This window comes from Corynebacterium sp. LaCa_282, assembly GCF_057198125.1.
The window spans coordinates 664130-687609 of the sequence record NZ_CP191095.1; the positions used below are offsets into that span (position 1 = coordinate 664130).

Here is a 23480-nt window from a genome sequence, read left to right on the forward strand (position 1 = left end):
CCCCTCTGAACCACCAAAACCCCTTATTCGGGCTTATTCTTGTTAGACTTTTAAGATCGGCACTGGATTTACGCTGTATTTATAGAGAGACGCCGGCACATCGACGGAAACTAACCCGCAGAGAATAGGAGCACTCGAAGTGTCCACCTCAACTGATGCCCGCCGCAAGGAGGTCCTGCGGGCCATCGTTGCGGATTACATTGCCTCCCAGGAGCCTGTCGGTTCCAAAACGCTGGTAGAGCGCTACCGGCTGGGCGTTTCTTCCGCGACCATCCGCAATGACATGGCCGTGCTGGAATCGCAGGGGCTGATTTCGCAGCAGCATGCTAGTTCTGGGCGCGTTCCCACGCAGCAGGGCTACCGGCAGTTCGTTGATTCTCTCCACGAGGTTAAGCCGCTTTCTACCCCTGAGCGCAAGGCGATGCTGAACTTCCTGGAAGGCGGGGTAGACCTCGAAGATGTGCTGCGCCGCTCCGTGCAGCTTTTGGCTCAGGTCACTGAGCAGGCGGCCGTGGTGCAGTTGCCCAATTTGAAGGTCTCGCGCGTTAAGCACTGTGAGGTGGTCACGCTATCTCCGGTGCGGGTGCTGCTGGTGTTGATTACGGATAATGGCCGCGTGGATCAGCGCAACGTGGAACTGGATGAGGTCATTGACCAAGACCAGACGTATCGCCTGCGGGACATCGTCAATAATGCACTGGTGGGCAAGACGCTTACTGATGCCTCCGTGGAGCTCGCCCACCTCGTCGATGACGCCCCGCTGGATATCCGCCACCACGTGCTCAAGGTGGCGACCACGCTCATTGAAACCTTGGTGGAACAGCCATCTGATCGCCTGATTATGGCGGGCACCTCTAACCTCACCCGCGTCGCGCGCGAATTCCCGGAAGGCCTGCCTAAAATTATCGAGGCCTTGGAAGAACAGGTCGTCGTGTTGAAACTGCTGGCACGCGTGCCGGACCTGGGCAATGTATCCGTGGTGATTGGGGACGAAAACGAAGAGGATCAACTGCGCGATGCCTCCGTCGTTGCCGCCGGGTATGGTTTTGGAACTGGGGGACAGGCGGCGACGCTTGGCGGCCTTGGTGTCGTGGGACCGACGTTTATGGACTATTCGGGAACAATCTCTAAGGTCTCTGCTGTTGCACAATACGTAAGTGAAATTTTGGCAGGCGAGTAGTGCGAGTAGACTAGCCGGTCGCTACATAAATTTTTGCAAGGTAATACCAACAAGACGATCGAGTAAGGAATATCTCTAACAGTGGCTCGTGACTATTACGGCATCCTCGGTGTTGATAAGGACGCAACGGACCAGGAAATTAAGAAGGCGTACCGCAAGCTGGCCCGCAAGTATCACCCGGATGTGAACCCGGATGATGAGGCAGCGGCGGAGAAATTCCGTGAGGCCTCGGTAGCCCAAGAAGTTTTGCTGGATCCGCAAAAGCGCCAGATCGTCGATATGGGCGGCGATCCCATGGAGCAAGGCGGCGGAGGCGGCGGCGCCGGTGCCGGCGGATTTAGCGGCTTCGGCGGCGGTGGCTTGGGCGATATCTTCGCCGAGTTCTTCGGCGGTGGCGCCGGCGGCGGATCCCGCGGACCTAAGTCGCGCGTGCAGCCCGGCAACGATGCCCTCCTGCGCACTCGCATTAGCCTGGAAGAGGCCTATACCGGCCTAAAGAAGAAGGTTACCGTTGATACCGCGGTGCTGTGCGATTCCTGTGGCGGTACCGGCTCGAACTCCAAGTCCAAGCCCGTTACCTGCGATAGCTGCAATGGCATGGGTGAGATCCAGGAGATGCAGCGCAGCTTCTTGGGCAATGTGATGACCACCCGCCCGTGCCCGAAGTGCCAGGGCTTTGGCGAAATCATTGAGGATCCCTGCAACCAGTGCGCCGGCGACGGACGCGTGAAAAAGCGCCGCGATCTCACAGTTTCCATCCCGGCCGGCATCAACGATGGCATGCGCATCCGCATGGCCTCCCAGGGTGAGGTCGGCCACGGCGGTGGCCCTGCAGGTGACCTCTACGTGGAGGTGCACACCCAGGAACACGAGGTCTTCCAGCGCAATGCGGATGACCTGAACGTTACCGTGCACGTGCCGATGATCGATGCTGCCCTGGGCACCAATTTCACCATCGACCAGCTCAACGGCGAAGAGCTCACCATCGATATCGAGCCGGGCACCCAGCCGGGCGAGTCCATCAAGGTCGAAGGCGCGGGCATGCCACGCTTGCGCACCGATGGTTACGGCAGCCTGTTTGCCCACGTGGACGTGGTTGTTCCCAAGGATCTGGACCGCAAGAGCCGCGAGGCGCTGGAAAAGATCCGCAATACCCGCGATGAGGGCGCCCGCGTGCGCACCGCCAGCGACGGGCAGGAAGACTCCTTCTTTACCCGCCTGCGCGATAAGTTCCGCCGCTAATGTCGCTGCCCGTCTTCATCCACCCGGATCTCTCCGCCGCCCAGGCCGGAGACGCCATCACGCTGTCTGGGCCTGAGGCGCGCCACGCCGTGACGGTCAAGCGGATGCAGCAGGGGGAGAAGCTGGCGCTTATCGATGGCACCGGAATCCGCCTTACCCTCACCGTCACCGAGACCTCGGGCAAGGACCACTTGACCGGCACCGTCGAGTCCGTTACCCAGCTTCCGGAACCGAATCCGCGGGTAACCGTGGTGCAGGCGATCCCCAAATCCGAGCGCGCCGAGCTAGCCGTTGACCTGGCTACACAGGCCGGGGCGGATGAGATCATCGCCTGGCAGGCGGATCGCTGCGTGGCCAAGTGGGACGGGAAGAAGGCGCCGAAGGCCGTTGCGAAGTGGCAGGCCGCGGCCGAAGCGGCCGCAAAGCAATCCCGACGAGACCGCATCCCGCAGGTGCGCGGCCCGCTGACTACCCGCCAATTGGTTGCGGAACTGGCAGAGCGCGCAGAATCGGCGAGCGTATTAGTCCTGCACGAGGAAGCCACCGAATCCATCCGGGAGGTGGGCTTGCACGGCGAGGTCTTCCTCTTGGTCGGCCCCGAAGGCGGCATCGGGGAAGAAGAGCTGACAACACTGCGCGAGGCAGGAGCCGTTGCCATCAAATTGGGCCCGGAGGTTTTGCGCACCGCCAGCGCGGCGATGGTGGCCTTGGCGGCTATCGGCATGCGGACTGAGCGCTGGTAGCCTATTAGACGTGCCTATCATCACCAAGAAATGTGAGATCGATTCCGCGTATGTCAGCAGCGTTTTGGGCAGCGCGGACGATAACCTTCGCGTGCTTAATGACCGCCTCGATGCGGACCTTTTTGCTCGCGGCAATATTGTCACCGTCACCGGCCCCGATTACGAGGTAGCCCGCGCCGCGAAGATCCTCGATGAGCTCGAGGCCATCGCTAGGCGCGGCCATGCCGTATCTACCGATACGGTCAAGCACACCATGGACATGGTCGCTGTAGAGGCGCCGCAGTCGGTAGCGGCGGCGATGGCGGCGGACATCGTCAAGCGCCGCGGCAAGTCAATCCGTCCCAAGACGGTTGGGCAGTCTGAATACGTGCAGGCCATCGATAATAATACGGTGGTCTTTGGCATTGGCCCGGCCGGTTCAGGCAAGACCTACCTGGCGGTGGCGAAGGCCGTGCAGGCCCTGCAAAATAAACAAGTCTCGCGCATTATTCTCACCCGTCCGGCGGTTGAGGCGGGCGAAAACCTGGGCTTTTTGCCAGGCACGCTCAATGACAAGATCGACCCGTACCTGCGCCCGCTCTATGACGCGCTGCGGGACATGCTCGATCCAGAGATGATCCCCAAGCTCATGGATGCCGGCATCATCGAGGTCGCCCCGCTGGCGTATATGCGCGGGCGCACGCTCAATGATGCTTTTGTCATCCTCGATGAGGCGCAAAACACTACACCGGCGCAGATGAAGATGTTTTTGACCCGCCTGGGCTTTGGTTCCACCATAGTGGTCACCGGCGATATCTCTCAGGTGGATCTCCCGCGCGGCCAGGTTTCCGGCCTGCGCATTGTGCGGCGGATTCTCAATAACGTGGACGATATCCACTTTGCGGATCTCAGCGCCCAAGACGTGGTGCGCCACCAGCTGGTGGGCCGCATCGTGGATGCTTATGATTCCTTTGATAATAAAAACGCCGCGGAAAACGAGGGGGAATAAGTGAGTATCGAATCTCTCAATGAGTCGGGTTTTGATGGCGTCAACGAGGAGATGCTGATCGATGTCGCCTCTTATACCTTCGGCGCAATGGACATCAATCCCGCTGCAGAATGCACCATTACCTGCGTGGACCTGAAATCCATCGAGGATCTGCACATCCGCTGGATGGATCTAGAGGGCCCTACCGATGTGATGAGTTTTCCCATGGACGAGCTCACTCCCGGCGCCACTTCTGGTGGCGGGCGCCCCGATGCCGCCGATCCGGGACCTGCCATGCTTGGCGATATCGTCTTATGCCCCGAGTTCGCCCTGCGACAGGCCGATGCCGCCGGGCATTCGCTCGGCCACGAGCTCGCGCTATTGACGGTGCACGGCTGCCTGCACTTGCTGGGCTACGATCACGCCACCGCGGCGGAGGAAAAGGAAATGTTTGCCCGGCAGAATGAACTGCTGGCGGATTGGTACGATGACCTCGCCGCACGCGGGAAAAGCTACCAGCCAAAGCCATCGGGCCCGAAGGCCTTTCCGGATGCTGCCGAGCGCGCACGCCTTGATGAGCAGGTGCCTGGTGGCGGAATTCCTGCCATCGGGGAACCACGCGACGAGGAACCCCAAGAATAATTTCGCCCATTCCTTTGTCTCTGTGCACAGTCAGTAGCACAATGGATAGCTATGACTATCCTTTCCATCCAGTCTCATGTCACCTACGGCCATGTGGGAAATTCCGCGGCCGTCTTTCCCCTCCAGCGCGCCGGCCACGAGGTGTGGCCCGTGCACACGGTGAATTTTTCCAACCACACCGGATACGGTGACTGGGGCGGGCCGATGATTCCGGCCAGTGATGTCACGTCGATCATCGATGGCATCGAAAAGCGCGGTGCTTTTGAAGGCATCGACGCCATTCTTTCCGGTTACCAGGGCGGCTCCGACATTGCCGATGCCATCGTGGACACCGTTCGCCGCATCAAGGCCGTCAACCCCAAGGCGCTCTATGCTTGCGACCCCGTGATGGGTAATGCGAAGTCGGGTTGCTTCGTTTCCGATGACATTCCGCCGCTGCTGCGCGACCGCGTGGTGCCGGTTGCCGATATCATCACTCCAAACCAATTTGAGCTGGGCTATCTGACCGATACCGAGGTCAGCACCTTGGACCAGACCTTGGCGGCGGTGAAGAAGGCGCAGGAAATGGGGCCGAAGACGGTACTGGTTACCTCCGTAAAGCGCCCGGAAACCCCTGCGGATCAGATTGAGATGCTCGCCGTCGACGGTGAGCGCGCTTTCTTGCTCTCGACCCCGCTGTTGCCGTTTAAGCGCAACGGCTCCGGCGACGTGACCGCCGCGCTGTTTACCGGCCACTACGTTGAAACCCATGACGTTAAAGAAGCGCTGCGCCGCACCGCATCTTCCGTCTACGAGCTTCTGCGCACCACGTATGAAGCCGAATCCACCGAGCTGCAGCTCATTCAGGCCCAAGACGCTTTCGCCCACCCGAGCATGCAATTCCAAGCCGAGGAGCTCTAAAGCTGTCTCCCAGAGGGGATGCGTCTGCAATCTGAGACAAGAGCGTCGTTTTTCTAGTGGATACGTGATGTTCGCCATATAGAGTGATAGGTGTAACTTAATCGACGACGTGATTGGAGTCCCGTCTTGTCCAGCACCGGAAGCATCAGCGCATCCCCCGACGGCCTGTTGATGGCCCTTATCCAATACCCAGTTCCCGTAGTCAATACCCCAGAAGACGTTCAGGCAAACGTCGATGAAATCTGCCGCATGGTTGCCTCGACCAAGGCTGGCTACCCAGACCTGGATCTCATCGTCTTTCCGGAATACTCCTCGTCGGGACTGAACACCAAGATTTGGTCCTACGATGAATTTCTCATCGACCTCGATGACCCCAAGGTGGACCAGTACAAGCAGGCTTGTAAGGACAACGATGTCTGGGGCGTCTTCTCCATCATGGAACCCAACCATGAAGAGGGGGAACCCCCGTTCAACACGGCGATTATCATCAACTCCGACGGTGAGATTGCATTGCACTATCGCAAGCTGCAGCCATGGACCCCCATCGAGCCGTGGTACCCAGGCGACTTGGGCATGCCGGTATGCGATGGCCCGAAGGGGTCCAAGCTCGCGGTCAATATCTGCCACGATGGCATGTTCCCTGAGCTCGCCCGCGAAGCCGCCTATAAGGGCGCCAATGTCTACATCCGCATCTCGGGCTATTCCACCCAGACCCAAGACCAGTGGGTGATGACCAACAAGACTAACGCCTTCCAGAACCTCATGTACACGGCATCGGTGAACTTGGCAGGCTATGACCAGGTCTTCTACTACTTCGGTGAGGGCAATGTCTGCAACTACGATGGCCACATGATTTCTGAGGGCCACCGCAACCCGGGCGAAATCGTCACTGCAGAGGTATTTCCAGCGCTGGCTGATAAGGCGCGCATCAACTGGGGCCTCGAAAACAACATCTTCAACCTGGGCAATCGCGGCTACGTTGGCTACCCAGGCGGAAAGACCGAAAACTACCTCACCTGGGTAGAAGATCTGGCCAAGGGCGAGTACAAACTACCGTGGTCCGATGATGTCCGCATCAAGGACGGCTGGAAGTACTACCCGGACGGACCGCAGCTAGGCCCGCTTCCGGATGAATTCAAGAAATAGGCGCCTGGCTAGTTCTTTTAGCTCCTGAAGGCCCCGTACCCTCGTACATTATGAGGGAGCGGGGCCTTCGGGCGGGTGTTGAACTGATCGAGAACGCAAAAGGTCAACGTCCTCGGGTATATCTGAGCGCCATTTGCTACATTTCAGGCGCGAATATGCTCAGTTGTTGCAGTGGACCTATAGCATCTGCGAAAGGGGCGGAGCGGTACAGCTTCGGGGCTCCGCTCTAGTGGCCTTCCCCTTGTACTTCTATGGGCATTCCCGTGAGAGAACCTTCGTCATAGAATTCTGGCGAGGCTCCACCCTGCGGTGGTCCGGAATATGGAGCGCCGCCGTTGCAAAGTTCTGGCCACTCGTCTGGATAAAGCAAGTGTCCATTAAGGCCACCGCATACTCCTTCTGCGCGCACGGAACGCTGGAGTGCAGGGGTATTGCACAGTTCGGTTTGGTGCGAAGAGCCATCAGAAAATCTCCCGACTGCGCCAAGGCCCATTTCACAGTACAGCAGCTCTGGCTCAGCGGCTGCCGCTTGTGGTTGTGCACCTGACTCCTCAGTTGCTACTTGGGCTTCTGGCTCTGCTGGGGTTTCGGAGGTGGGCTCTTGCGTGGTGGCTTGTGCAACGCTGCTCGAAGAGGAGGCACTGGGTGAGCTGGATGATGAACTAGTAGAAGTACTGGTGGATTCCTCTTCGGCAGGCGAAGGGTCAGCATCAGGGGATGAACAGGCACTAATGGAAAAGGTGAGAAGAGCGCCCAGGAGCAGTAGGGGAGACTTGGTTGGCATGGCGGAGTGCCTTTCAGAAAGCGGTGAGAGATATACCTTGGAGGAGAGAACTGTCTTAGCTTAGCCTGCAGATTTGTTGTGGCGTGAAACAATCGGAGATTTTGGTGCGGTGGGCTATCATTGCAGGTAATGAGTTCTGATATTGATGCACAGTTTGATGCGGCATTCGAGGGCCTGCCAGATGACCCCGATGATGCCGCTCCGGAAGCCGCCGGGGAGAAGGCCGCTCCGTTAGATTATTCGCAGTACACGGATACCCCGGAGGGTTTCCGCTCTGGATTCGTATCCTTTGTGGGCCGCCCGAATACTGGTAAGTCCACGCTGACCAACGTGCTAGTGGGCCAAAAGATCGCCATTACCGCGGACCAGCCGGAAACGACTCGCCACACCATCCGCGGTTTGGTTCACCGCGAGGACGCACAGGTCGTCGTGGTGGATACACCGGGCCTGCACCGACCCCGCACCTTATTGGGTGAGCGGCTGAATGAAGTGGTCAAAGAAACGTATGCGGATGTGGATGTTATCGGGTTGACCATTCCGGCAGATGAAAAGATCGGCCCGGGTGACCGGTGGATCTTGGATAATGTGCGCTCGATTGCGCCGCAGACCCCCATCATTGGCATCGTGACCAAGCTGGATAAAGCATCCAAGGACCAGGTGGGCGCACAGCTTCTGGCCTTGCACGAGTTGTTGTCGCAAGAGGATCCGGAGGCTGTGGTGATTCCGGTTTCTAGTAAAAAGGGCGTGCAGTTGGATGACTTGGTGCAGGTCATCGTGGAGCACTTGCCGGAGGGCCCGAAGTTCTATCCGGATGATCACATCACTGATGAGGGGCAAGAAAAGCGCATTGAAGAACTCATCCGTGAGGCCGCGCTATCTGGCTTGAAGGCGGAGCTGCCGCACTCAGTTGCGGTGCAAATCGATGAAATGCTGCCCTCGCGCACGCGTGAGGGAGTGCTGGATATTCACGCCATCATGTACTTGGAGCGTCAAGGGCAAAAGCGCATCATCGAGGGTAAAGATGGCCTGCGTTTCCGCCGGATTGTGGGCAATGCCCGCAAGAAAATCATGGAACTACTGGGCCAGAACGTGTACCTGGACCTGCGCATCAAGGTACTGAAGAATTGGCAATCGGATGCCAAGTCGTTGGGCAGGCTCGGGTTCTAAAAGGCCATGCGCGAAAATTACCGCGACCGCGCCGTGGTCATTCGCTCCTATGATTTTGGGGAAGCCGACCGCGTAATCGTACTTCTCACCCAAAACCATGGGTTGGTGCGTGCGGTGGCCAAGGGCGTGCGCCGAGCAAAATCCCGTTTTGGATCGCGGCTGCAGCTCTTCGTCAATTTGGACGTCCAGCTGTATGTGGGGAAGAACCTGGCCACGATTTCCCAAGCGGATACGGTGAATTATTTTGGTGCGCGTCTCATCGAAGACTACGAACGCTATACGGCCGCCTGCGCGGTCTTGGAATCGGCGGAGCGGCTCATCTACGCGGATGGCGACGGCGACCCGTACCTCTACAACGCAGTCGTAGCTGCGCTCGAGCAATTGCAAACCGATGAGCCGACGCAAACGCTCGATGCGTTCTTATTGCAGGCCATGGCGCATGCCGGGTGGGCACCGAGCCTTTTTGATTGCGCCCAGTGCCAGCGCCCCGGCCCGCACCACGCCTTTCACCCGGCCGTCGGCGGCGCCGCCTGCCACGAATGCCGGCCACCAGGTGCTGCAGAGGTGGATCCGGAAACCCTGCACCACTTGTGGCTTTTGGCACATGGCTACCCGACGGACCCGACGAATGCGCAGCGGCAGGAGGGGCATCGACTAGCGCGGGCGCACCTGCAGTGGCACATGGAGCGAAATGTGTCCGCATTACAGGTGATGGAACAGTAAACTGTAGTCCGTGATTACCCCAGATCCTTCTCGTCGCCTGACCCCGCCGAATATCCCGGATGAGCTGCTGCCGCGCCATATTGCGTTGGTGATGGATGGCAATGGCCGCTGGGCCCAGGAAAAGGGCATGAAACGCACGGAAGGCCACCGCAGGGGAGAGGCGGTGCTTCTCGATGTCGTCGATGCCTGCCTCGCCGCCGGTGTCCCGTACCTTTCGGCCTATGCATTTTCCACTGAAAACTGGCGGCGCAGCCCTGAAGAGGTGCGCTTTTTGATGGGCTTTAATCGCGACGTGCTGCGCCGGCAGCGCGAGTGGCTCAACGAGCGCGGCGTGCGCGTGGTGTGGGTGGGAAGGCGCCCGCGCCTGTGGCGCTCAGTGATTAAGGAGCTCGAGGCCGCCGAAGAATTGACCAAGAATAATACAAAAATGACGCTGGCCATGTGCGTTAATTACGGTGGCCGGGCGGAAATGGTCGATGGCGTGCGTCAGCTTGCGGAAAAGGTCGCCGCCGGTGAGATCCGTCCGCGCGATATTAAAGAAAGCACCATCGCAGAGAATCTCTATGATCCCGGCATGCCGGATGTGGATCTATTCTTGCGGCCTTCCGGTGAGAAACGCACCTCGAACTTTCTGCTGTGGCAATCTGCCTACGCCGAGATGATTTATCAGGATAAGCTTTTCCCGGATTTCACCCCGGAGGATCTCTTTGCCGCTATTGAGGAATATGCCCGCCGCGATCGCCGCTTCGGTGCTGTGAAGTAGGGAAATAGGGAGGTTAAAACAGCACGCGTGATTACTGCGCGGCGGCGCACTGCGAGCACACGCCGAAGATCTCCGCGTCGTGGCCGGTAAGTTCGAAGTTGTACTCGGCGGCTACGGCCGAAGCCCACTTTTCAATGGGGCCGCCATCGATTTCTTCGGTGCGGCCGCATTTGGTGCATACCAAGTGGTGGTGGTGCGCGTCGGTCTCGCAATGGCGGTAGAGGGTTTCGCCGTTGGGCATGTGTAGCGCATCTACGGCATCAATATCAGAAAGAGACTGTAGGGTGCGGTAGACGGTAGTGAGACCGACCTTTTCTTGCCGCTCTTGGAGCTGGTGATAAATTTCCTTGGCGGAGGCGAACTTGTCGATGTCCCGCAGGACCTCGACCACCGCGGTGCGCTGTTTAGTATTGCGCGAGCCGAGCTTGGGGATACTCTCATGAATGGACATGCCATCCATATTATCAACTCTTTTTCAACAAGCGCTATAATAAATCGTCTTTATATGCAGACTAGTGATTAAGAGGCGATTTTCGCGGCGTCTTCCAAAAGGGTTAAAACCTCCGGCGCAACTAGGGAATAGGTCACCTCGCGGCCATTGCGCTCAGAGCTGACAATCCCTGCCTGCTTAAGTACCCGCAGGTGCTGGCTAATCAGCGGCTGGGACTTGCCGGTGGCTTTTACTAGCTCGTGCACGTAGTGGTCGCGTTCCGCCAGCCGGGTAATAATGGAAATGCGCAGCGGGGAATCGAGGGCCGCGATAACGCTTGCGGCCGCAGAGTTATTAAATGCTAATTGAACGGTCGTCATAGGGAGTGGGCACCTTCAATACGGTATCTATTATCTGTCGACCACTACTATATTACCTCAAGTTGGTCATTACCTGTACATTAACCGAATTAAATTTGCACCCCCTGATCCCACTACTGATGGGGGATAAGGGTTAGACTGAATGAGATTGTCACGACTGTCCCCTACCAGAGGAGTCCTTTACAACCATGGCATCCCTTATCGATACCGTTGTTAATCTGTGTAAACGCCGCGGCTTGGTCTACCAGGCGGGTGAGATTTACGGCGGTTCCCGCTCCGCATGGGACTATGGTCCTCTTGGTGTGGAGTTGAAGGAAAACATCAAGCGTCAGTGGTGGCGCCACATGGTCCAATCCCGCCCCGACGTCGTGGGCGTGGATACCTCCGTCATCCAGCCGCGCCAGGTGTGGGTCTCCTCCGGCCACGTGGAGGTCTTTACTGATCCACTTGTGGAATCGCGCCACACCGGTAAGCGCTACCGCGCCGACCACCTGATCGAAGCCTACGAAGAAAAGCACGGCCACGAGCCAGAAAACGGCCTGGCAGACATCAACGATCCGGAAACCGGCCAGCCAGGTGACTGGACCGAGCCGAAGGCCTTTTCTGGCCTGCTGAAGACCTTCCTGGGGCCAGTCGATGACGAGCAAGGTCTGCACTACCTGCGCCCGGAGACCGCACAGGGCATCTTCATCAACTTCAAGAACGTGATGACCTCCTCGCGTATGAAGCCGCCATTTGGCATTGCCAATATTGGTAAGTCCTTCCGCAACGAGATCACCCCGGGTAACTTCATCTTCCGCACCCGCGAGTTCGAGCAGATGGAGATGGAGTTCTTCGTCAAGCCGGGCGAGGACGAAGAGTGGCACCAGTACTGGATCGATGACCGCTACAAGTGGTACACCGACCTGGGCATCAAGGAAGAAAACCTGCGCCTGTACGAGCACCCCAAGGAAAAGCTCTCGCACTACTCCAAGCGCACCGTGGACGTGGAGTACGCCTTCGGCTTCAAGGGCTCCAAGTGGGGCGAGCTGGAAGGTGTGGCCAACCGCACCGATTATGACCTGTCCGTCCACGATAAGGGCTCTGGCGAGGACCTGTCCTACTATGACCAGGCCAATGATGAGCGCTGGATCCCGTACGTCATCGAGCCGGCCGCCGGCTTGGGCCGTTCCATGATGGCCTTCTTGGTAGATGCCTACGACGAGGAAGAGGCCCCGAACGCTAAGGGCGGCACCGACAAGCGCGTGGTTCTGCGCCTGGACCGCCGCTTGGCGCCCATCAAGGTCGCCGTCCTGCCATTGTCCAAGAAGGAAGAGCTTTCCACCCCGGCCCGCGAGCTCGCGGATAAGCTGCGCGCTTACTGGAACGTGGACTTTGACGTCTCCGGCGCCATCGGCCGCCGTTACCGCCGCCAAGACGAGGTTGGTACGCCATTCTGCGTCACCTTCGACTTCGATTCGCTCGAGGATAACGCCGTGACCGTGCGCGAGCGCGACACCATGGAGCAAGAGCGCGTAAAGATTGAGGATCTTGAGTCCTACCTCGCCGCGCGCCTGATTGGATGCTAAGCAGATGCACTACACCAGCTGGGATCGCTCCGACCGCGAAAAGCCCGTCCTCCTCGTTGAGGAGGGGCCGGAGCGCCTAGGCGTCTTTGCGGAGCATTCCGCCGAGGTAGACGGCAACTTTTGGCGCGTCGAGGTCAGCGATCTGGGCGCTTCGGCCACGCTTGACGATGGCTCCGTCTACCGCCTCGCCGGCCGCCTCGGCCGCGATAAGCGGCTGGAGGCCTCGCTCAATGGCCGCACCTTTCATTACGTCAATGAAAATAGCGGCGATTGGATCATCGATGATGTCGATGACAACAAGGTGGCGCAGTTTTCCGCCAAGAATTCTGGTGTCCGCAAGGCCATCTTGGAATTCGAAGACGATGCGGAGGGTCTAAGCACCGCTGAGATCGCCGGTCTCAGCTGGTTTACCCGCGCAATTTTGGAAAAGAACACCAAAAATTCCGCGTGGGTATGGATCATCACGTTGGTGTTAGCCTCCATCGTCGCCCTGCTGGCGGTGTTCATCTTCTAATGGCGGGAACGATGCCGTGGCAGTGGACAGGTACTACTCTGCGCGACGTACGCGGCACCGACATCGCCTGGGTGCGAGACGGGGTACTGACCATTGCCGGCGCGCTCTCTGGGGATCCCGCACAGCCGGATGTGCTTTTTGATGTGGAGACCTCGCTAGACGGGACAACCGCCTCCCCGCGTTTCTTCTTGCGGGCTAGGCCGCGTGCCAGCCGCAGCGCGGGCTCCGAGGCAGCGAAGCAGTGTGAAGTTTCGCAGGCGGGTTTGACCGTCACGCGCCTGCGCGCGACCTGCGGAGATGCACACTACCTTTTGGAGCGCTCCGCCATCTTTGGCAAGCAGCGCCGCATACTGGCCCTCGACAGCCAAGATGGCAGCGCGGAGGGCACCGAAGTTGCGCGCCTTAACCCGCGGGGCAATGGCCTAGAAGTAGCGGCCTCTGAAAACAATGGCCTTCCAGACCTAGATGCGGTGGTGCTGAGCTATAGCTGCCTGCTTGTCGATGCCGCACCGCGCATCGTGCGCGGCTAAGCGCCAACAAAGCAGGCCTTCTGAGCCGGGCTTAGAAGGAGCCGCCGCGGAAACCGCCTCCGCCACCGCCGCCGGAGAATCCTCCGCCGCCGCCACCGAAGTTGCCGCCACCTCCGCTGAAACCTCCGCCGAAGCCGCGGCCACCGCCGCCCAAGATTTGGCCTAGAACCATACCGGTGATGATATTGCCGGCCGTGGAACTCGTCTGCTGGCGTTGTTGCTGGCGGCGGTACTCATCGGAATCATCCTTGGCCCGCTGCAGGGCGGTCTGTGCTGCGGCAACGGCTTCGCGGGAGGATTGCAGCGCGCTGCGGATATCGCTGCGCTGGGTGTGCAGGGCTTGGGCGTGGAGACGCTTGGCATCGGCAAGCGCGGTGCGGGCGCCGGAACCAACAATGCGCCCGCGCGAAGAAATGAGATCCTCGGCGGCCTGGATATTGGATTCCGCCACCGACATTTGCTGGTGGAAGAGCTCGAGCTGGCGCGCGTGGGTGGAAGTCTTTTCCCGCACACGGTCGAGGCGCTCATCAAGCTCGGTATCGATGCTCATAAGGGCGGTGTGCTGGCCCAAGGGATCCGTATCGCCCTTCTGCTTGGCGTCAGTGACCGCGGCAGAAGCGCGCTCAAGCAGCTCCTCGAGGGCCTCCCAATCCGCCTGGGTTCCCTGGGATTTGCCTTGGCGCTCTAGCTCCCGGGCTTCCTCGATTTCGCCCTCGACCTCGGTAATGAGCGCGCCCAGATTGCGGCGCGCGGAGGAAATATTCTCCTCGGCGTGCTCTACACCGGTCAGGAGCCTATCGGTAACCTCCGTGGCGTGCTCGATATCGCGGATAAGCCCCACGAGCGAGCCCTGTTGGCCGGCGGGTTGGCCCTGCACCTCGCGGGCTTGGTCCAAGAGCTTTTCCGCCTCATCGAGGGAGGCGCTCGCCAATTCTGGGTTATCCGCAATGGAGGATAAGACCTCTGCGGAGTAGTCCTCTTGGAGCTTTGTGAGGGTACCTTCGGCGCCCGGCAGGCGGGTCCGCAGCCCGACGATGCGCTGGGTGAGCTCGTCCAACTTGGAGTCGCTTTGCAGCAGCAGGTCGCGCATCCGGGCAAACTCTTCTGCCTGGCTATCCAGTGCGTCATCGGCTTGGCCGCAGGTAGAGACGATTTCTACCAGCATCTGCCGTCGCTCGGCTTGGGATTCTGGCACCGCATCATCGAGGCGCTGGCGAATCTTGAAGGCCTTTTGCAAGGTAGAGGTGGAATGATTCATCGCCTTGGTAAACGGGCGGGTGCGCTCCGGCCCGAATTCAGATAGGGCGATATTGAGCTCTTCCTTGCCGCGGCGGATGGATTCATCCGTGGAGACCAGTTCCTCCTGGGCCAACTTATCCAGGGTTTCCAGCGGTAGCCGGTTTAATTGATCGGTATCTTCTGGCGCAATCTCGCGGGCGGACTCTAAGGTCTTTGCCTGATTCTTCTTTGTATTGCGGCGCGAGTAGTACCAGATGCCACCGCCTGCAGCGACGATGGCGGCGGCGCCACCGCCCAACCAGGCTATGCCGGAGGAATCGGAGGAGCTGGAGGAGCCAAGGGCGGCATCGGCAAGCGCGATCGCAGAAGCGCCGTATTCCTCAGCGGAGAGCTTGCTATAGGCGGCATCGTACATCTGATCCAGGCGGTCTTCCGGCCATTGATCGCCGGTTTGCACGCCCACCTGGCGCTCATTCACACCAACGACGTAGGCCGCAGAATTCGGGCCTTTCTCGTTGACGATGTTGCGCGCATAGCTTTCTGGATCAGTGCCTAGATCGTTTGCGAAGACAACGAAGATGATGAGCGACTGGTCTTTTTGTAGCTGGGTGATCTTCTCATTGATCTCCCTAATTTCCTCGGTGCTTAAGACCCCTGCCTCATCATTTACCCTGTCTGTCACCGCCGCCGTATCCGCGGCTTGGGCAATGGTAGTGGTCTCCGAGGCTAAGGCCTGGCCTGCGCCAATGGAGGTGCAGCCGAGCAAAAATGCCGCGATGGTAGCGCGGCCGATTCGTGCACTAAGATTCATGCCCACAACTCTACCTGCCCGAACGCCCAATCCGGAGAACCTCCTCTGCAGGCAGTAGGGTGGGAAGCATTGTGAAATACGTCGTTGTTTTAGGCACCGCGCAATACGATGGCCGCCCCTCCCGCATCCTAGCCGGGCGCCTGCGCCATGCCGGGGAGCTGGCCACCTCCCGCGGCCTGCCCGTCATAACCGTCGGCGGCCAGCTGCCCGGAGACCGGTTTACCGAGGCCGGGGTAGCGCGCGATTACCTGCGCGAGCACTTCCCTGAGCTGCAGGTATCCGCCGTGGAGGAAGGCCTCGACACGCGTGAGTCCTTAGCTGCGGTTATCGATGCCCACGGCCTTGCCGATGCCATCATCGTCACCGATCCCTTGCACAGGTTGCGCACGTGGGTCATCGCCAAGCAGGAAGGGCTCAACGCCCACGTTTCCGGCACGCCTTATTATCCCGCCCGGCGCTTTTCCAAGCCCTGGTGGCGCTACCTCGCGCACGAATGCGGCGGGCTGTTTTATATTGGGCTCGCCAGCATCGTTTCTCCCCAGTGCGCGCGTGCCTGGAAAAGGCGCCTCTACCGCATTGAGCTGCTGCTGCGGCCGAATCAGAAGCTGCGGCACGAAACGATGCAAAATAAAGACGCAGACCGCACGCAGGGGGAATAGACTAAAACGCCGTGTCTTACTCTTATGCTGCAGCTGATTTTGCCCGGCTGGCCGAAGAACGGCCCAAGGGATCCACGATTAGCGATATCGAAGAACACCGCGGGGTTTTCTCCCGCGACCGCGCCCGCGTCTTGCACTCGGCTGCGCTGCGGCGATTGGCGGATAAAACCCAGGTTGTAGGCCCACGCGATGGCGATACCCCGCGCACCCGGCTTACCCACTCGCTCGAAGTAGGCCAGATTGCCCGCGGTATCGGAGCAGGGCTTGGTCTTGATCCGGATCTCTGTGACATGGCCGGGCTCACCCACGATATCGGCCACCCGCCCTATGGCCACAATGGCGAAAACGCGCTCAATGAGGTTGCACAAGGCGGTTTCGAGGGAAATGCGCAAACCCTGCGCATCCTGACCCGCCTCGAGCCCAAAGTCCTAGTCGAGGACACCGATGGCACCGCCCATAGCTTCGGCCTCAACCTCACCCGCGCCGCGCTCGATGCGGCCTGCAAATATCCCTGGACCAAGACCAATCCGGATGGCACCATCAACCGCAAATACGGCGCCTATGATGAGGATGCGGACCTTTTAGCGTGGCTGCGCGAAGGCCATAGCGATAAGCGAAAGTGCATCGAGGCCCAGGTCATGGACTGGTCCGATGATATTGCCTATTCCGTGCATGACGTGGAAGACGGCATCATCTCCCAGCGCATTTCCTTGAACGTGTTGTGGGATTTGGTGGAGCTGGCCCACCTTGCAGAAAAGGGCGCCGAGGCCTTTGGCGGAACTGCCGATGAACTCTTGGAAGCCGCCGATAGCCTGCGCAACCTCGATGTCATCAACGCCCTTGGCAATTTCGACTACACCCTGCGCGATTATGCCAAGCTGAAAAAGATGACCTCTGAGCTGGTAGGGCGCTACGTGGGCGCCACCATCGGTGCCACCTCGGAGGCGAATGCCGAACTCATCAGCGCCAATACGCTCGGCCGCATGCACGGTGACCTGCGCGTTCCGCCATTGGCGCAGGCAGAGGTCAAGCTCCTAAAAACCATCGCCGTGCTTTACGTGATGGATGAACCAGCGCACTTGGCGCGCCAAGACCGCCAGCGCGAGCGCATCTATCGCGTCTACGACTACCTCGTTGCGGGCGCGCCCGGTTCGCTCGATGCTACCTTCCGCCTGTGGTGGGAGCAGGCCGATACAGACGCCGCCCGCGACCGCGCCATTATTGATCAGATCGCCTCCATGACCGAATCCCGCCTTGAGCGGCTGGCCCGCCGGAGCGCTGACCTTTCGGGGTTCTTGGATTAATGGTTAAACGGGCTGGGTGGCCCCTTCGGAGGAGCTTGGGCGCGGCCTTTCTCTAAAAGTGCAACCTCCGCTGCTATTTTTGAGGCGAAAAAGTGATAACTGAGGGCGCGCGATGCTCAGTTATTGCAGAGGACCTATAGCATCTGCGGAATGTCCGCATCTGCGGGGCACCAGCATCCTCAGAGCTCCAGCATCCGCGGACTAGCTATTAGCGGGCGAGCCTAACGCCTTCATCCTGGACTACGGCGGCGATGGCCGCGAAGTCATCCAATTCCATTTCCATGTTGGCAGCCACGATGGTGGATACTTCATTCTCCCGCAGGAATTTAGCTAGATCCTCTAGGCTGCGCGGGCCACAATCCACGCAGCCGTGGGTGCGGCCTAAGGCGTTGAAGAAATCCGTACGGGTACGGATGGGTTCCGTAATTAAAATGCGGTGCACTATTAATCCTCTGCGTCCGGGATAGAACAGAATGTTTGGTAATGGTCGTCGGTGTAGTACCACACATCGGGGTCGGTTTCGGTGCCGCCGCCGGTGACGATGCGCCTCGAACCGCGATGATTGCTGCCAGGGGTTTCTACCGTGTACTCGCGGTAGTAGTCCTGCGCCTGCTGGGGGAGGACGCCTTCATAATTGCCAAAATGGGAATTGTCATTGTCGGGGTAGGCATAAGGGCCGCCGGCGAGAATATCGTCCGCGGTTTCTTCGACCTCGCTGGGAAGAGAAGAAATTGCGCAGGTCTCATCCGTCGACGTTGCATCCTCATCACCGCCGAGGTCGAAGCCGAAATAACTAGCGCCTGCGACGATGGCGAGTCCACCAAGGGCCACTGGAAGCGATTTCTTAGACGCTTTGGACTTGGACATGCTCCCTATTGTTGCAGGAACTATCTCGAAAACATAAACGTCCACCGCGTCAAGACCGATATCCAAAATTGCCCCGTCCCGGGGGTGGGAATACCCAGGGAGAAGGCGCCCCACATGTGGGTAAAACACGGTGATTCTGTGTACTTGCTAACCGGCGCGGTCCAATGCGACCATCCTGGCTTTGGCAGTTAAGCATCCGATATATGGGCGGGGTAGTCTGTAGCCATGGCAAAGGGCAGAATTCCGGACAGTGATATCCAAGCTATCCGTGAACGCGCGCCTTTAGAAGAAATCGTGGGCGAATATGTGCAGCTCAAACCTGCCGGGCACGATTCTTTGAAGGGCTTGAGCCCTTTCAAGGATGAAAAGACGCCGTCCTTCCACGTCCGCCCGCAGCGAGGTTATTATCACTGCTTTTCTACCGGTAAGGGTGGCGATGTATTCAGCTTCCTGATGGAAATGGAACAGGTCTCTTTCCCGGAGGCCGTGGAAGCCGTAGCGCAGAAGATTGGCTACCACATCAACTATCAGGGCGGCTCGACCGGTGCTCGCAACGAGAAGCCGGGTACGAGGCAGCGGCTCATCGCGGCGAATAAGGCGGTGCACGAGTTCTACCGGAAGCAGCTGGAAACCCCAGAGGCGGCAACGGCGCGCAATTTTTTGCTGGACCGCGGGTTTAGCCGCGAGGTTATTTATGATTTCGAGTGCGGGTACGCCCCAGAAGGTTGGGACACCGCCACAAAGCACCTATTGCGCATGGGCTTTTCCTTTGAAGAACTAGAGGCAGCCGGCATTTCCAAGATGGGCAAGCGCGGTCCCATTGACCGTTTTCACCGCCGCTTGTTGTGGCCCATTAAGGATCTTTCCGGCAACGTTATTGGCTTTGGCGCGCGCAAGCTCTTTGATGATGACAAGCTGGGCAAATACATGAATACGCCCGAGACCATGCTTTATCACAAGTCTAAGGTGCTCTTCGGGCTGGATTTGGCCAAGCGCAATATCGCAGAAGGCCACCAGGCCGTGGTGGTGGAAGGCTATACGGATGTGATGGCCATGTACGCGGCAGGCATTAAGACTGCCGTGGCTTCGTGCGGTACGGCCTTTGGTGGGGAGCACCTGCAGGTGCTGCGCCGGCTCATGCTGGATGATTCCTATTTCTACGGCGAGCTCATCTACACCTTCGATGGTGATGAGGCTGGGCAGAAGGCCGCGATGCGTGCCTTTGACGGCGAGCAGAAATTTACCGGACAATCTTTTGTTTCCGTGGCCCCAGACGGCATGGACCCGTGTGATCTGCGCTTGGAAAAGGGCGATGCCGCGGTGCGCGATCTGGTGGCAGACCGCATCCCCATGTTTGAGTTCGTCATTCAATCAGTCATTGCTGATTTCCGGATCGATACTGCTGAGGGCCGCTTGCAGGCTTTGCGGCGGGCGGTGCCCATCGTTGCGCAGATCCGGGACCAGCCCCTACAGCGCGAATACGCCCGCCGGCTTGCCGGCTGGGTGGGCTGGAACGATCCGGAAGAGGTGCTGCGCCAAGTGCGCGCGGAGGCGAAGAAGCCGAAGAAAGCAGACAAGCCGACGATTCGCCGCTTTGATAATGCACAGCCGCAGCCGACGCAGCAAGACGTGCCGATGATCCATCCGCCCAGCCCGAAGGAGACCCATCTGTGGCCGCAGCGGGAGGCACTGAAATTGGCCTTGCAGATGCCGGAGGTCGTTGGCTCGTATTTTGATGGCATTACTGCCGATGCCTATACCAACGACGCCTATCGCATCGTCCGCCAAGCGATTTCCGCCGTGGGCGGGGCAGAAAAGGGTGCCACCATGTCCGGGGTGGATTGGATTGCCGCCGTTGCCGGGGAAATGCAGGATCTGACGGGGAGGAATTTCGTTTCCGAGTTGGCAGTTGAGGCCATCTTGCCCACGGACGTGGGCGCGGAAAAATATGCGGACTCGGTGCTCTCGCGGCTGCAGGAAACCGTCGTGGGCGATCAGATTGCGCAGCTGAAAGCCCAATTGGGCCGGATGCGGCCTACCGATGATGAGGCCGGTTATAACTCCCTGTTCGCGGACTTGATTGCCTTGGAACAGGCCCGCCGCGAGCTCAATGACCGCGCCTTTCGCGGCACCCCGGGGATATAAAATCCCCGGGCAGGCACTCGGACGCTAGTTCAGGTGCTGCGCGGGGAGGGGGTTAGCGCGGAAGGGGTTTAATCCTCATCCGGCTCATAGATGCGATCGGCTTGCGGAGTTTGGTCGCCCCGAATTTTTCCTTTTCCACGGCGCTTTTCAGAAAGGTCGTGGATTTCGCGCATGCGTGGCTCTGGATCCAGGCGGTTGGCTACCATCTTGCGCGCGGAGCGCACCGCGGACTTGGTGGCGGGGGAGTTGACGGTCTTTTGGTAGGCGCTTTTCATCTGGTGGTAGCGCTTGCGGCCCGCCTTGGTGCCAAATACGTACCCTGCGGCGGCGCCAAAGACGAATTGGATCATTATTGACTAAGTCCCCTTAAAATCATGCGAGCAAAGTTCCACTCCAGCTTACAGCGAAGTGCGGTGTCGTTGTCGGGTTATCCACCGCACCCCTCATCTACCCCTTATTCTCTTTTTCCTTTCCCCGAACCTTGATTCGCGCTACGTTAAGGAAATGAAGTATTCCATGCGGGCAGGTAGGGACTCGGCGATGGCCTCAGCTGCGGCTTCGGCCGTGGCCCTAGCCGCGCTGGTTACTGCCAGCATCGCGGCGGGCGAGCCCAACGCGGATGGCGCCCTGGTGCAGCGCCCGGTGGGGGATTACGGCAGCAGCGAATAGCGCTTGTGGAGGCTAGACCGCCTCAACGATGGCGGCAAGGCCCTGGCCGCCGCCGATGCACATGGTAACCAGCGCGCGCTTGCCACCGGTGCGGCGCAGGTGGTGCGCGGCGGTAACCACGATGCGGGCACCGGTCGCGCCCACCGGGTGGCCCAGTGAGATGCCGGATCCGTTGGGGTTGAAGCGGGGATCTTCGGGCGAGATGCCCCACTGATCTAGTACCGCGAGGGCTTGGGCGGCAAAGGCTTCATTGAGCTCGATGAGGTCGAGGTCATCGAAGGTGAGGTCGAGGAGGTCCATGACCTTGCGGGTTGCCTCAACCGGTGCGATGCCCATGCGCTCTGGTTCCACGCCGGCAAGCGCCCAGCCCTTCAATACCACCATCGGCTCGAGACCAAGCTCGTCGGCCTTTTCGCGGGTGGTAACGAGGACGGCGGCGGCACCGTCGTTTTGACCGGAGGCGTTACCTGCGGTCACCGTGGCCTCGTCATCCTGCTTGCCCATCACCGGGCGCAGCTTGGACAGTTTTTCCACGCTGGAATCGGCGCGCACGTGCTCATCCTTATCCACGATGATGGGATCCCCCTTGCGTTGGGGGACGGAGACGGGGACGATTTCGGCATCGAAAAGCGCCTGCTCCTGCGCGCGGGCGGCGTTGTGGTGGGAGCGCACCGCAAGCTCGTCTTGGTCCTCGCGCGACAGGGAACGCTCGCGGCGAAGGTTTTCGGCGGTTTCGATCATGCCGCTGGGGATGGGGTGGTTTTTACCACCGGCGGTTTCGCGGGCCTCCTGGAGGCGATCGCGAAAGACCATGTTTCCGCCCTTCGCACCCCAGCGAATATCGCCGTCCACGGTGTACTCGGTGCGCGACATGGATTCGGCGCCGCCGGCGATGACCACCTCGGCCGCGCCGGTGGCGACGTGGGCGGCGGCGGTGACGATGGCTTGCAGGCCGGAGCCGCAGCGGCGATCGAGCTGCATGCCGGTCACGGAGACGGGCAGGCCGGCATCGAGGGCGGCGACGCGGCCCAAGGCAGGCGCAGCGCCGTTCGGGGAGGCCTGGCCGAGGATGATGTCATCAATGACGTTTGGATCGATGCCGGATTCTTCCACTATGGTGGATACCACCAGGCTGGCCAGATCCTGGACGGGGACGGATTTCAGCGCGCCTCCGTAGCGGCCGACTGGGGTGCGCTTGGGGTAGCACAGGACGACGTCTTGGGTATGCATGGATTCTCCTTAGGAAATTTCGGTGGTAGTGAGATCGTGGGAAATGGCCGCGCAGGTAGTGAGGAGCTCGGGGAGGAGTTGCGCGGTGAGATCTTGGGTGGAATACACGGAGGTCTGGGTGGAAATATTGATGGCCGCCACCGCGCGCCCGGTGCGATCCCGGATGGGAACGGCGATGGAGCGCAGGCCGATTTCTAGCTCTTGATCCACGATGACCCAGCCGCGCCGCCGCACCTCGCCGAGCCGGGCCCGCAATGCATCCTGGGATACCAGGGTGTGCGGGGTGACCTGCTCGAGCGGGCCGGTGGTGGCGAAGTACTCATCCAGCTCCGCCGGCGTTAAATCAGCGAGCAGCACCTGGCCCATGGACGTGGCGTGCGCCGGGAAGCGCGTGCCGATGGTGATATTGGTGGACATAATGCGGTGCGCGGCGGCGCGGGCGATGTAGACCACGGTGTCGCGGTCGAGCACACTCACGGAGCAGGACTCATCGAGTTTGGTGGATAACTCCCTCAAATGGGGCTGGGCAATATCCGGCAGTCCCAAGCTAGATAGGTATGAATAGCCCAGTTCCAAAACGCGCGGGGTGAGCCAGAAATCCGAGCCATCGGTGCGGGCGTAACCTTCCGCGACAAGCGTGTGTAGAAAACGGCGTGCGGTGGCGCGGGCTAGGCCTGTGACCTCGGCAACCTGGGCCAGTGTTTGCCGTGGGCGTTCGCCATTAAACGAGTGAATGACGTTGAGTCCGCGGGCTAATGATTGCACTACGGGGGTATCTGCCACGGTGTGTCCTCCAAGCTATTTTTAGGGTTAAGTGGCCCAGGTCTCTTCAGTGTACCCGATCGTGTTCGCATTCTGAACCCTTGTGCTGTCTGTG

At 59.7% G+C, this 23480-nt stretch carries 25 protein-coding genes; 17 read left to right on the plus strand and 8 right to left on the minus strand.

The window, feature by feature from the left end; translation table 11 throughout:
* The first annotated feature begins 139 nt into the window (after window positions 1–139).
* From hrcA to ACP8KU_RS03130, 10 genes are all read left to right on the plus strand, one after another.
* Complete coding sequence (hrcA, locus tag ACP8KU_RS03085; RefSeq protein ID WP_023023433.1) at window positions 140–1180, plus strand: heat-inducible transcriptional repressor HrcA; 1041 nt, start codon at window positions 140–142, stop codon at window positions 1178–1180.
* Window positions 1181–1261: 81 nt separating this feature from the next.
* Entirely contained in the window at window positions 1262–2422 is a 1161-nt protein-coding gene (gene dnaJ / locus ACP8KU_RS03090) for a molecular chaperone DnaJ (RefSeq protein WP_484483965.1), read from the plus strand.
* Entirely contained in the window at window positions 2422–3165 is a 744-nt protein-coding gene (locus ACP8KU_RS03095; RefSeq protein WP_023029095.1) for a 16S rRNA (uracil(1498)-N(3))-methyltransferase, read from the plus strand. Before dnaJ ends, ACP8KU_RS03095 begins: the two co-directional genes overlap by 1 nt.
* A gap of 10 nt (window positions 3166–3175) precedes the next feature.
* Window positions 3176–4153, plus strand: coding sequence for a PhoH family protein (locus tag ACP8KU_RS03100; protein WP_005278096.1), 978 nt, complete (start codon window positions 3176–3178; stop codon window positions 4151–4153).
* The gene (gene ybeY / locus ACP8KU_RS03105; RefSeq protein ID WP_023029093.1) at window positions 4154–4774 is read left to right on the plus strand and encodes an rRNA maturation RNase YbeY; all 621 of its coding nucleotides are present in this window, start codon (window positions 4154–4156) and stop codon (window positions 4772–4774) included. It begins immediately after the preceding gene.
* 51 nt (window positions 4775–4825) lie between these two features.
* Complete coding sequence (gene pdxY / locus ACP8KU_RS03110) at window positions 4826–5674, plus strand: pyridoxal kinase PdxY (protein WP_023029092.1); 849 nt, start codon at window positions 4826–4828, stop codon at window positions 5672–5674.
* A gap of 126 nt (window positions 5675–5800) precedes the next feature.
* On the plus strand, window positions 5801–6820 hold the full coding sequence (locus ACP8KU_RS03115) for a formamidase (RefSeq protein WP_484483966.1): 1020 nt from the start codon (window positions 5801–5803) through the stop codon (window positions 6818–6820).
* Between the two features lie 913 nt (window positions 6821–7733).
* Window positions 7734–8771, plus strand: a complete 1038-nt coding sequence (gene era / locus ACP8KU_RS03120) for a GTPase Era (RefSeq protein WP_484483967.1) — start codon at window positions 7734–7736, stop codon at window positions 8769–8771.
* A 6-nt stretch (window positions 8772–8777) separates the two neighbouring features.
* Window positions 8778–9494 carry a DNA repair protein RecO gene (recO, locus tag ACP8KU_RS03125; protein ID WP_237792607.1) on the plus strand — a complete coding sequence of 239 codons (717 nt, stop codon included), beginning with the start codon at window positions 8778–8780 and terminating at the stop codon, window positions 9492–9494.
* A 10-nt stretch (window positions 9495–9504) separates the two neighbouring features.
* On the plus strand, window positions 9505–10257 hold the full coding sequence (locus tag ACP8KU_RS03130) for an isoprenyl transferase (RefSeq protein ID WP_284636514.1): 753 nt from the start codon (window positions 9505–9507) through the stop codon (window positions 10255–10257).
* A 31-nt stretch (window positions 10258–10288) separates the two neighbouring features.
* Here the strand turns inward: ACP8KU_RS03130 and ACP8KU_RS03135 are convergent, their stop codons facing one another.
* Window positions 10289–10708: a Fur family transcriptional regulator gene (locus ACP8KU_RS03135; protein WP_034658244.1), complete on the minus strand. Its 420-nt coding sequence runs from the start codon at window positions 10706–10708 to the stop codon at window positions 10289–10291.
* A gap of 68 nt (window positions 10709–10776) precedes the next feature.
* Window positions 10777–11067: an ArsR/SmtB family transcription factor gene (locus tag ACP8KU_RS03140; protein WP_005278104.1), complete on the minus strand. Its 291-nt coding sequence runs from the start codon at window positions 11065–11067 to the stop codon at window positions 10777–10779.
* A gap of 188 nt (window positions 11068–11255) precedes the next feature.
* Between ACP8KU_RS03140 and ACP8KU_RS03145 the strand changes: the two genes are divergently transcribed.
* The 3 genes from ACP8KU_RS03145 to ACP8KU_RS03155 are packed head-to-tail and all read left to right on the plus strand — an operon-like array spanning window position 11256 to window position 13679.
* Window positions 11256–12635 carry a glycine--tRNA ligase gene (locus tag ACP8KU_RS03145; protein WP_005278106.1) on the plus strand — a complete coding sequence of 460 codons (1380 nt, stop codon included), beginning with the start codon at window positions 11256–11258 and terminating at the stop codon, window positions 12633–12635.
* 4 nt (window positions 12636–12639) lie between these two features.
* Window positions 12640–13149 carry a hypothetical protein gene (locus tag ACP8KU_RS03150; protein ID WP_023030407.1) on the plus strand — a complete coding sequence of 170 codons (510 nt, stop codon included), beginning with the start codon at window positions 12640–12642 and terminating at the stop codon, window positions 13147–13149.
* A gap of 11 nt (window positions 13150–13160) precedes the next feature.
* A complete protein-coding gene (locus ACP8KU_RS03155; RefSeq protein ID WP_484483968.1) occupies window positions 13161–13679 on the plus strand; it encodes a hypothetical protein in 519 nt (172 codons plus the stop codon).
* Window positions 13680–13710: 31 nt separating this feature from the next.
* On the opposite strand, the gene ACP8KU_RS03160 is transcribed toward ACP8KU_RS03155, so the two are convergent.
* Complete coding sequence (locus ACP8KU_RS03160) at window positions 13711–15729, minus strand: TPM domain-containing protein (RefSeq protein ID WP_484483969.1); 2019 nt, start codon at window positions 15727–15729, stop codon at window positions 13711–13713.
* A gap of 71 nt (window positions 15730–15800) precedes the next feature.
* Here ACP8KU_RS03160 and ACP8KU_RS03165 point away from each other — a divergent pair, with 71 nt between their 5' ends.
* Both ACP8KU_RS03165 and ACP8KU_RS03170 read left to right on the plus strand, forming a co-directional pair.
* A complete protein-coding gene (locus tag ACP8KU_RS03165) occupies window positions 15801–16388 on the plus strand; it encodes a YdcF family protein (RefSeq protein WP_484483970.1) in 588 nt (195 codons plus the stop codon).
* An 11-nt stretch (window positions 16389–16399) separates the two neighbouring features.
* A complete protein-coding gene (locus ACP8KU_RS03170; protein WP_237792601.1) occupies window positions 16400–17692 on the plus strand; it encodes a deoxyguanosinetriphosphate triphosphohydrolase in 1293 nt (430 codons plus the stop codon).
* A gap of 208 nt (window positions 17693–17900) precedes the next feature.
* Here ACP8KU_RS03170 and ACP8KU_RS03175 read toward each other — a convergent pair whose 3' ends face one another.
* On the minus strand, window positions 17901–18134 hold the full coding sequence (locus ACP8KU_RS03175) for a hypothetical protein (RefSeq protein ID WP_005278112.1): 234 nt from the start codon (window positions 18132–18134) through the stop codon (window positions 17901–17903).
* A 2-nt stretch (window positions 18135–18136) separates the two neighbouring features.
* Window positions 18137–18559 (minus strand): guanyl-specific ribonuclease, encoded by a 423-nt coding sequence (locus tag ACP8KU_RS03180; protein WP_035108420.1) that lies wholly within the window; start codon window positions 18557–18559, stop codon window positions 18137–18139.
* 225 nt (window positions 18560–18784) lie between these two features.
* On the opposite strand from ACP8KU_RS03180, the gene dnaG reads away from it, so the two are divergent.
* Window positions 18785–20704, plus strand: a complete 1920-nt coding sequence (gene dnaG, locus ACP8KU_RS03185; RefSeq protein WP_284644034.1) for a DNA primase — start codon at window positions 18785–18787, stop codon at window positions 20702–20704.
* A gap of 68 nt (window positions 20705–20772) precedes the next feature.
* Here dnaG and ACP8KU_RS03190 read toward each other — a convergent pair whose 3' ends face one another.
* Window positions 20773–21054, minus strand: a complete 282-nt coding sequence (locus ACP8KU_RS03190; RefSeq protein WP_023017147.1) for a hypothetical protein — start codon at window positions 21052–21054, stop codon at window positions 20773–20775.
* A gap of 154 nt (window positions 21055–21208) precedes the next feature.
* On the opposite strand from ACP8KU_RS03190, the gene ACP8KU_RS03195 reads away from it, so the two are divergent.
* Window positions 21209–21373 carry a hypothetical protein gene (locus ACP8KU_RS03195; RefSeq protein ID WP_005278122.1) on the plus strand — a complete coding sequence of 55 codons (165 nt, stop codon included), beginning with the start codon at window positions 21209–21211 and terminating at the stop codon, window positions 21371–21373.
* Window positions 21374–21385: 12 nt separating this feature from the next.
* On the opposite strand, the gene ACP8KU_RS03200 is transcribed toward ACP8KU_RS03195, so the two are convergent.
* Both ACP8KU_RS03200 and ACP8KU_RS03205 read right to left on the minus strand, forming a co-directional pair.
* Window positions 21386–22603 (minus strand): acetyl-CoA C-acetyltransferase, encoded by a 1218-nt coding sequence (locus ACP8KU_RS03200; protein WP_278722948.1) that lies wholly within the window; start codon window positions 22601–22603, stop codon window positions 21386–21388.
* Window positions 22604–22612: 9 nt separating this feature from the next.
* Window positions 22613–23386, minus strand: a complete 774-nt coding sequence (locus ACP8KU_RS03205; RefSeq protein ID WP_284623280.1) for an IclR family transcriptional regulator domain-containing protein — start codon at window positions 23384–23386, stop codon at window positions 22613–22615.
* Window positions 23387–23480 lie beyond the last annotated feature (94 nt).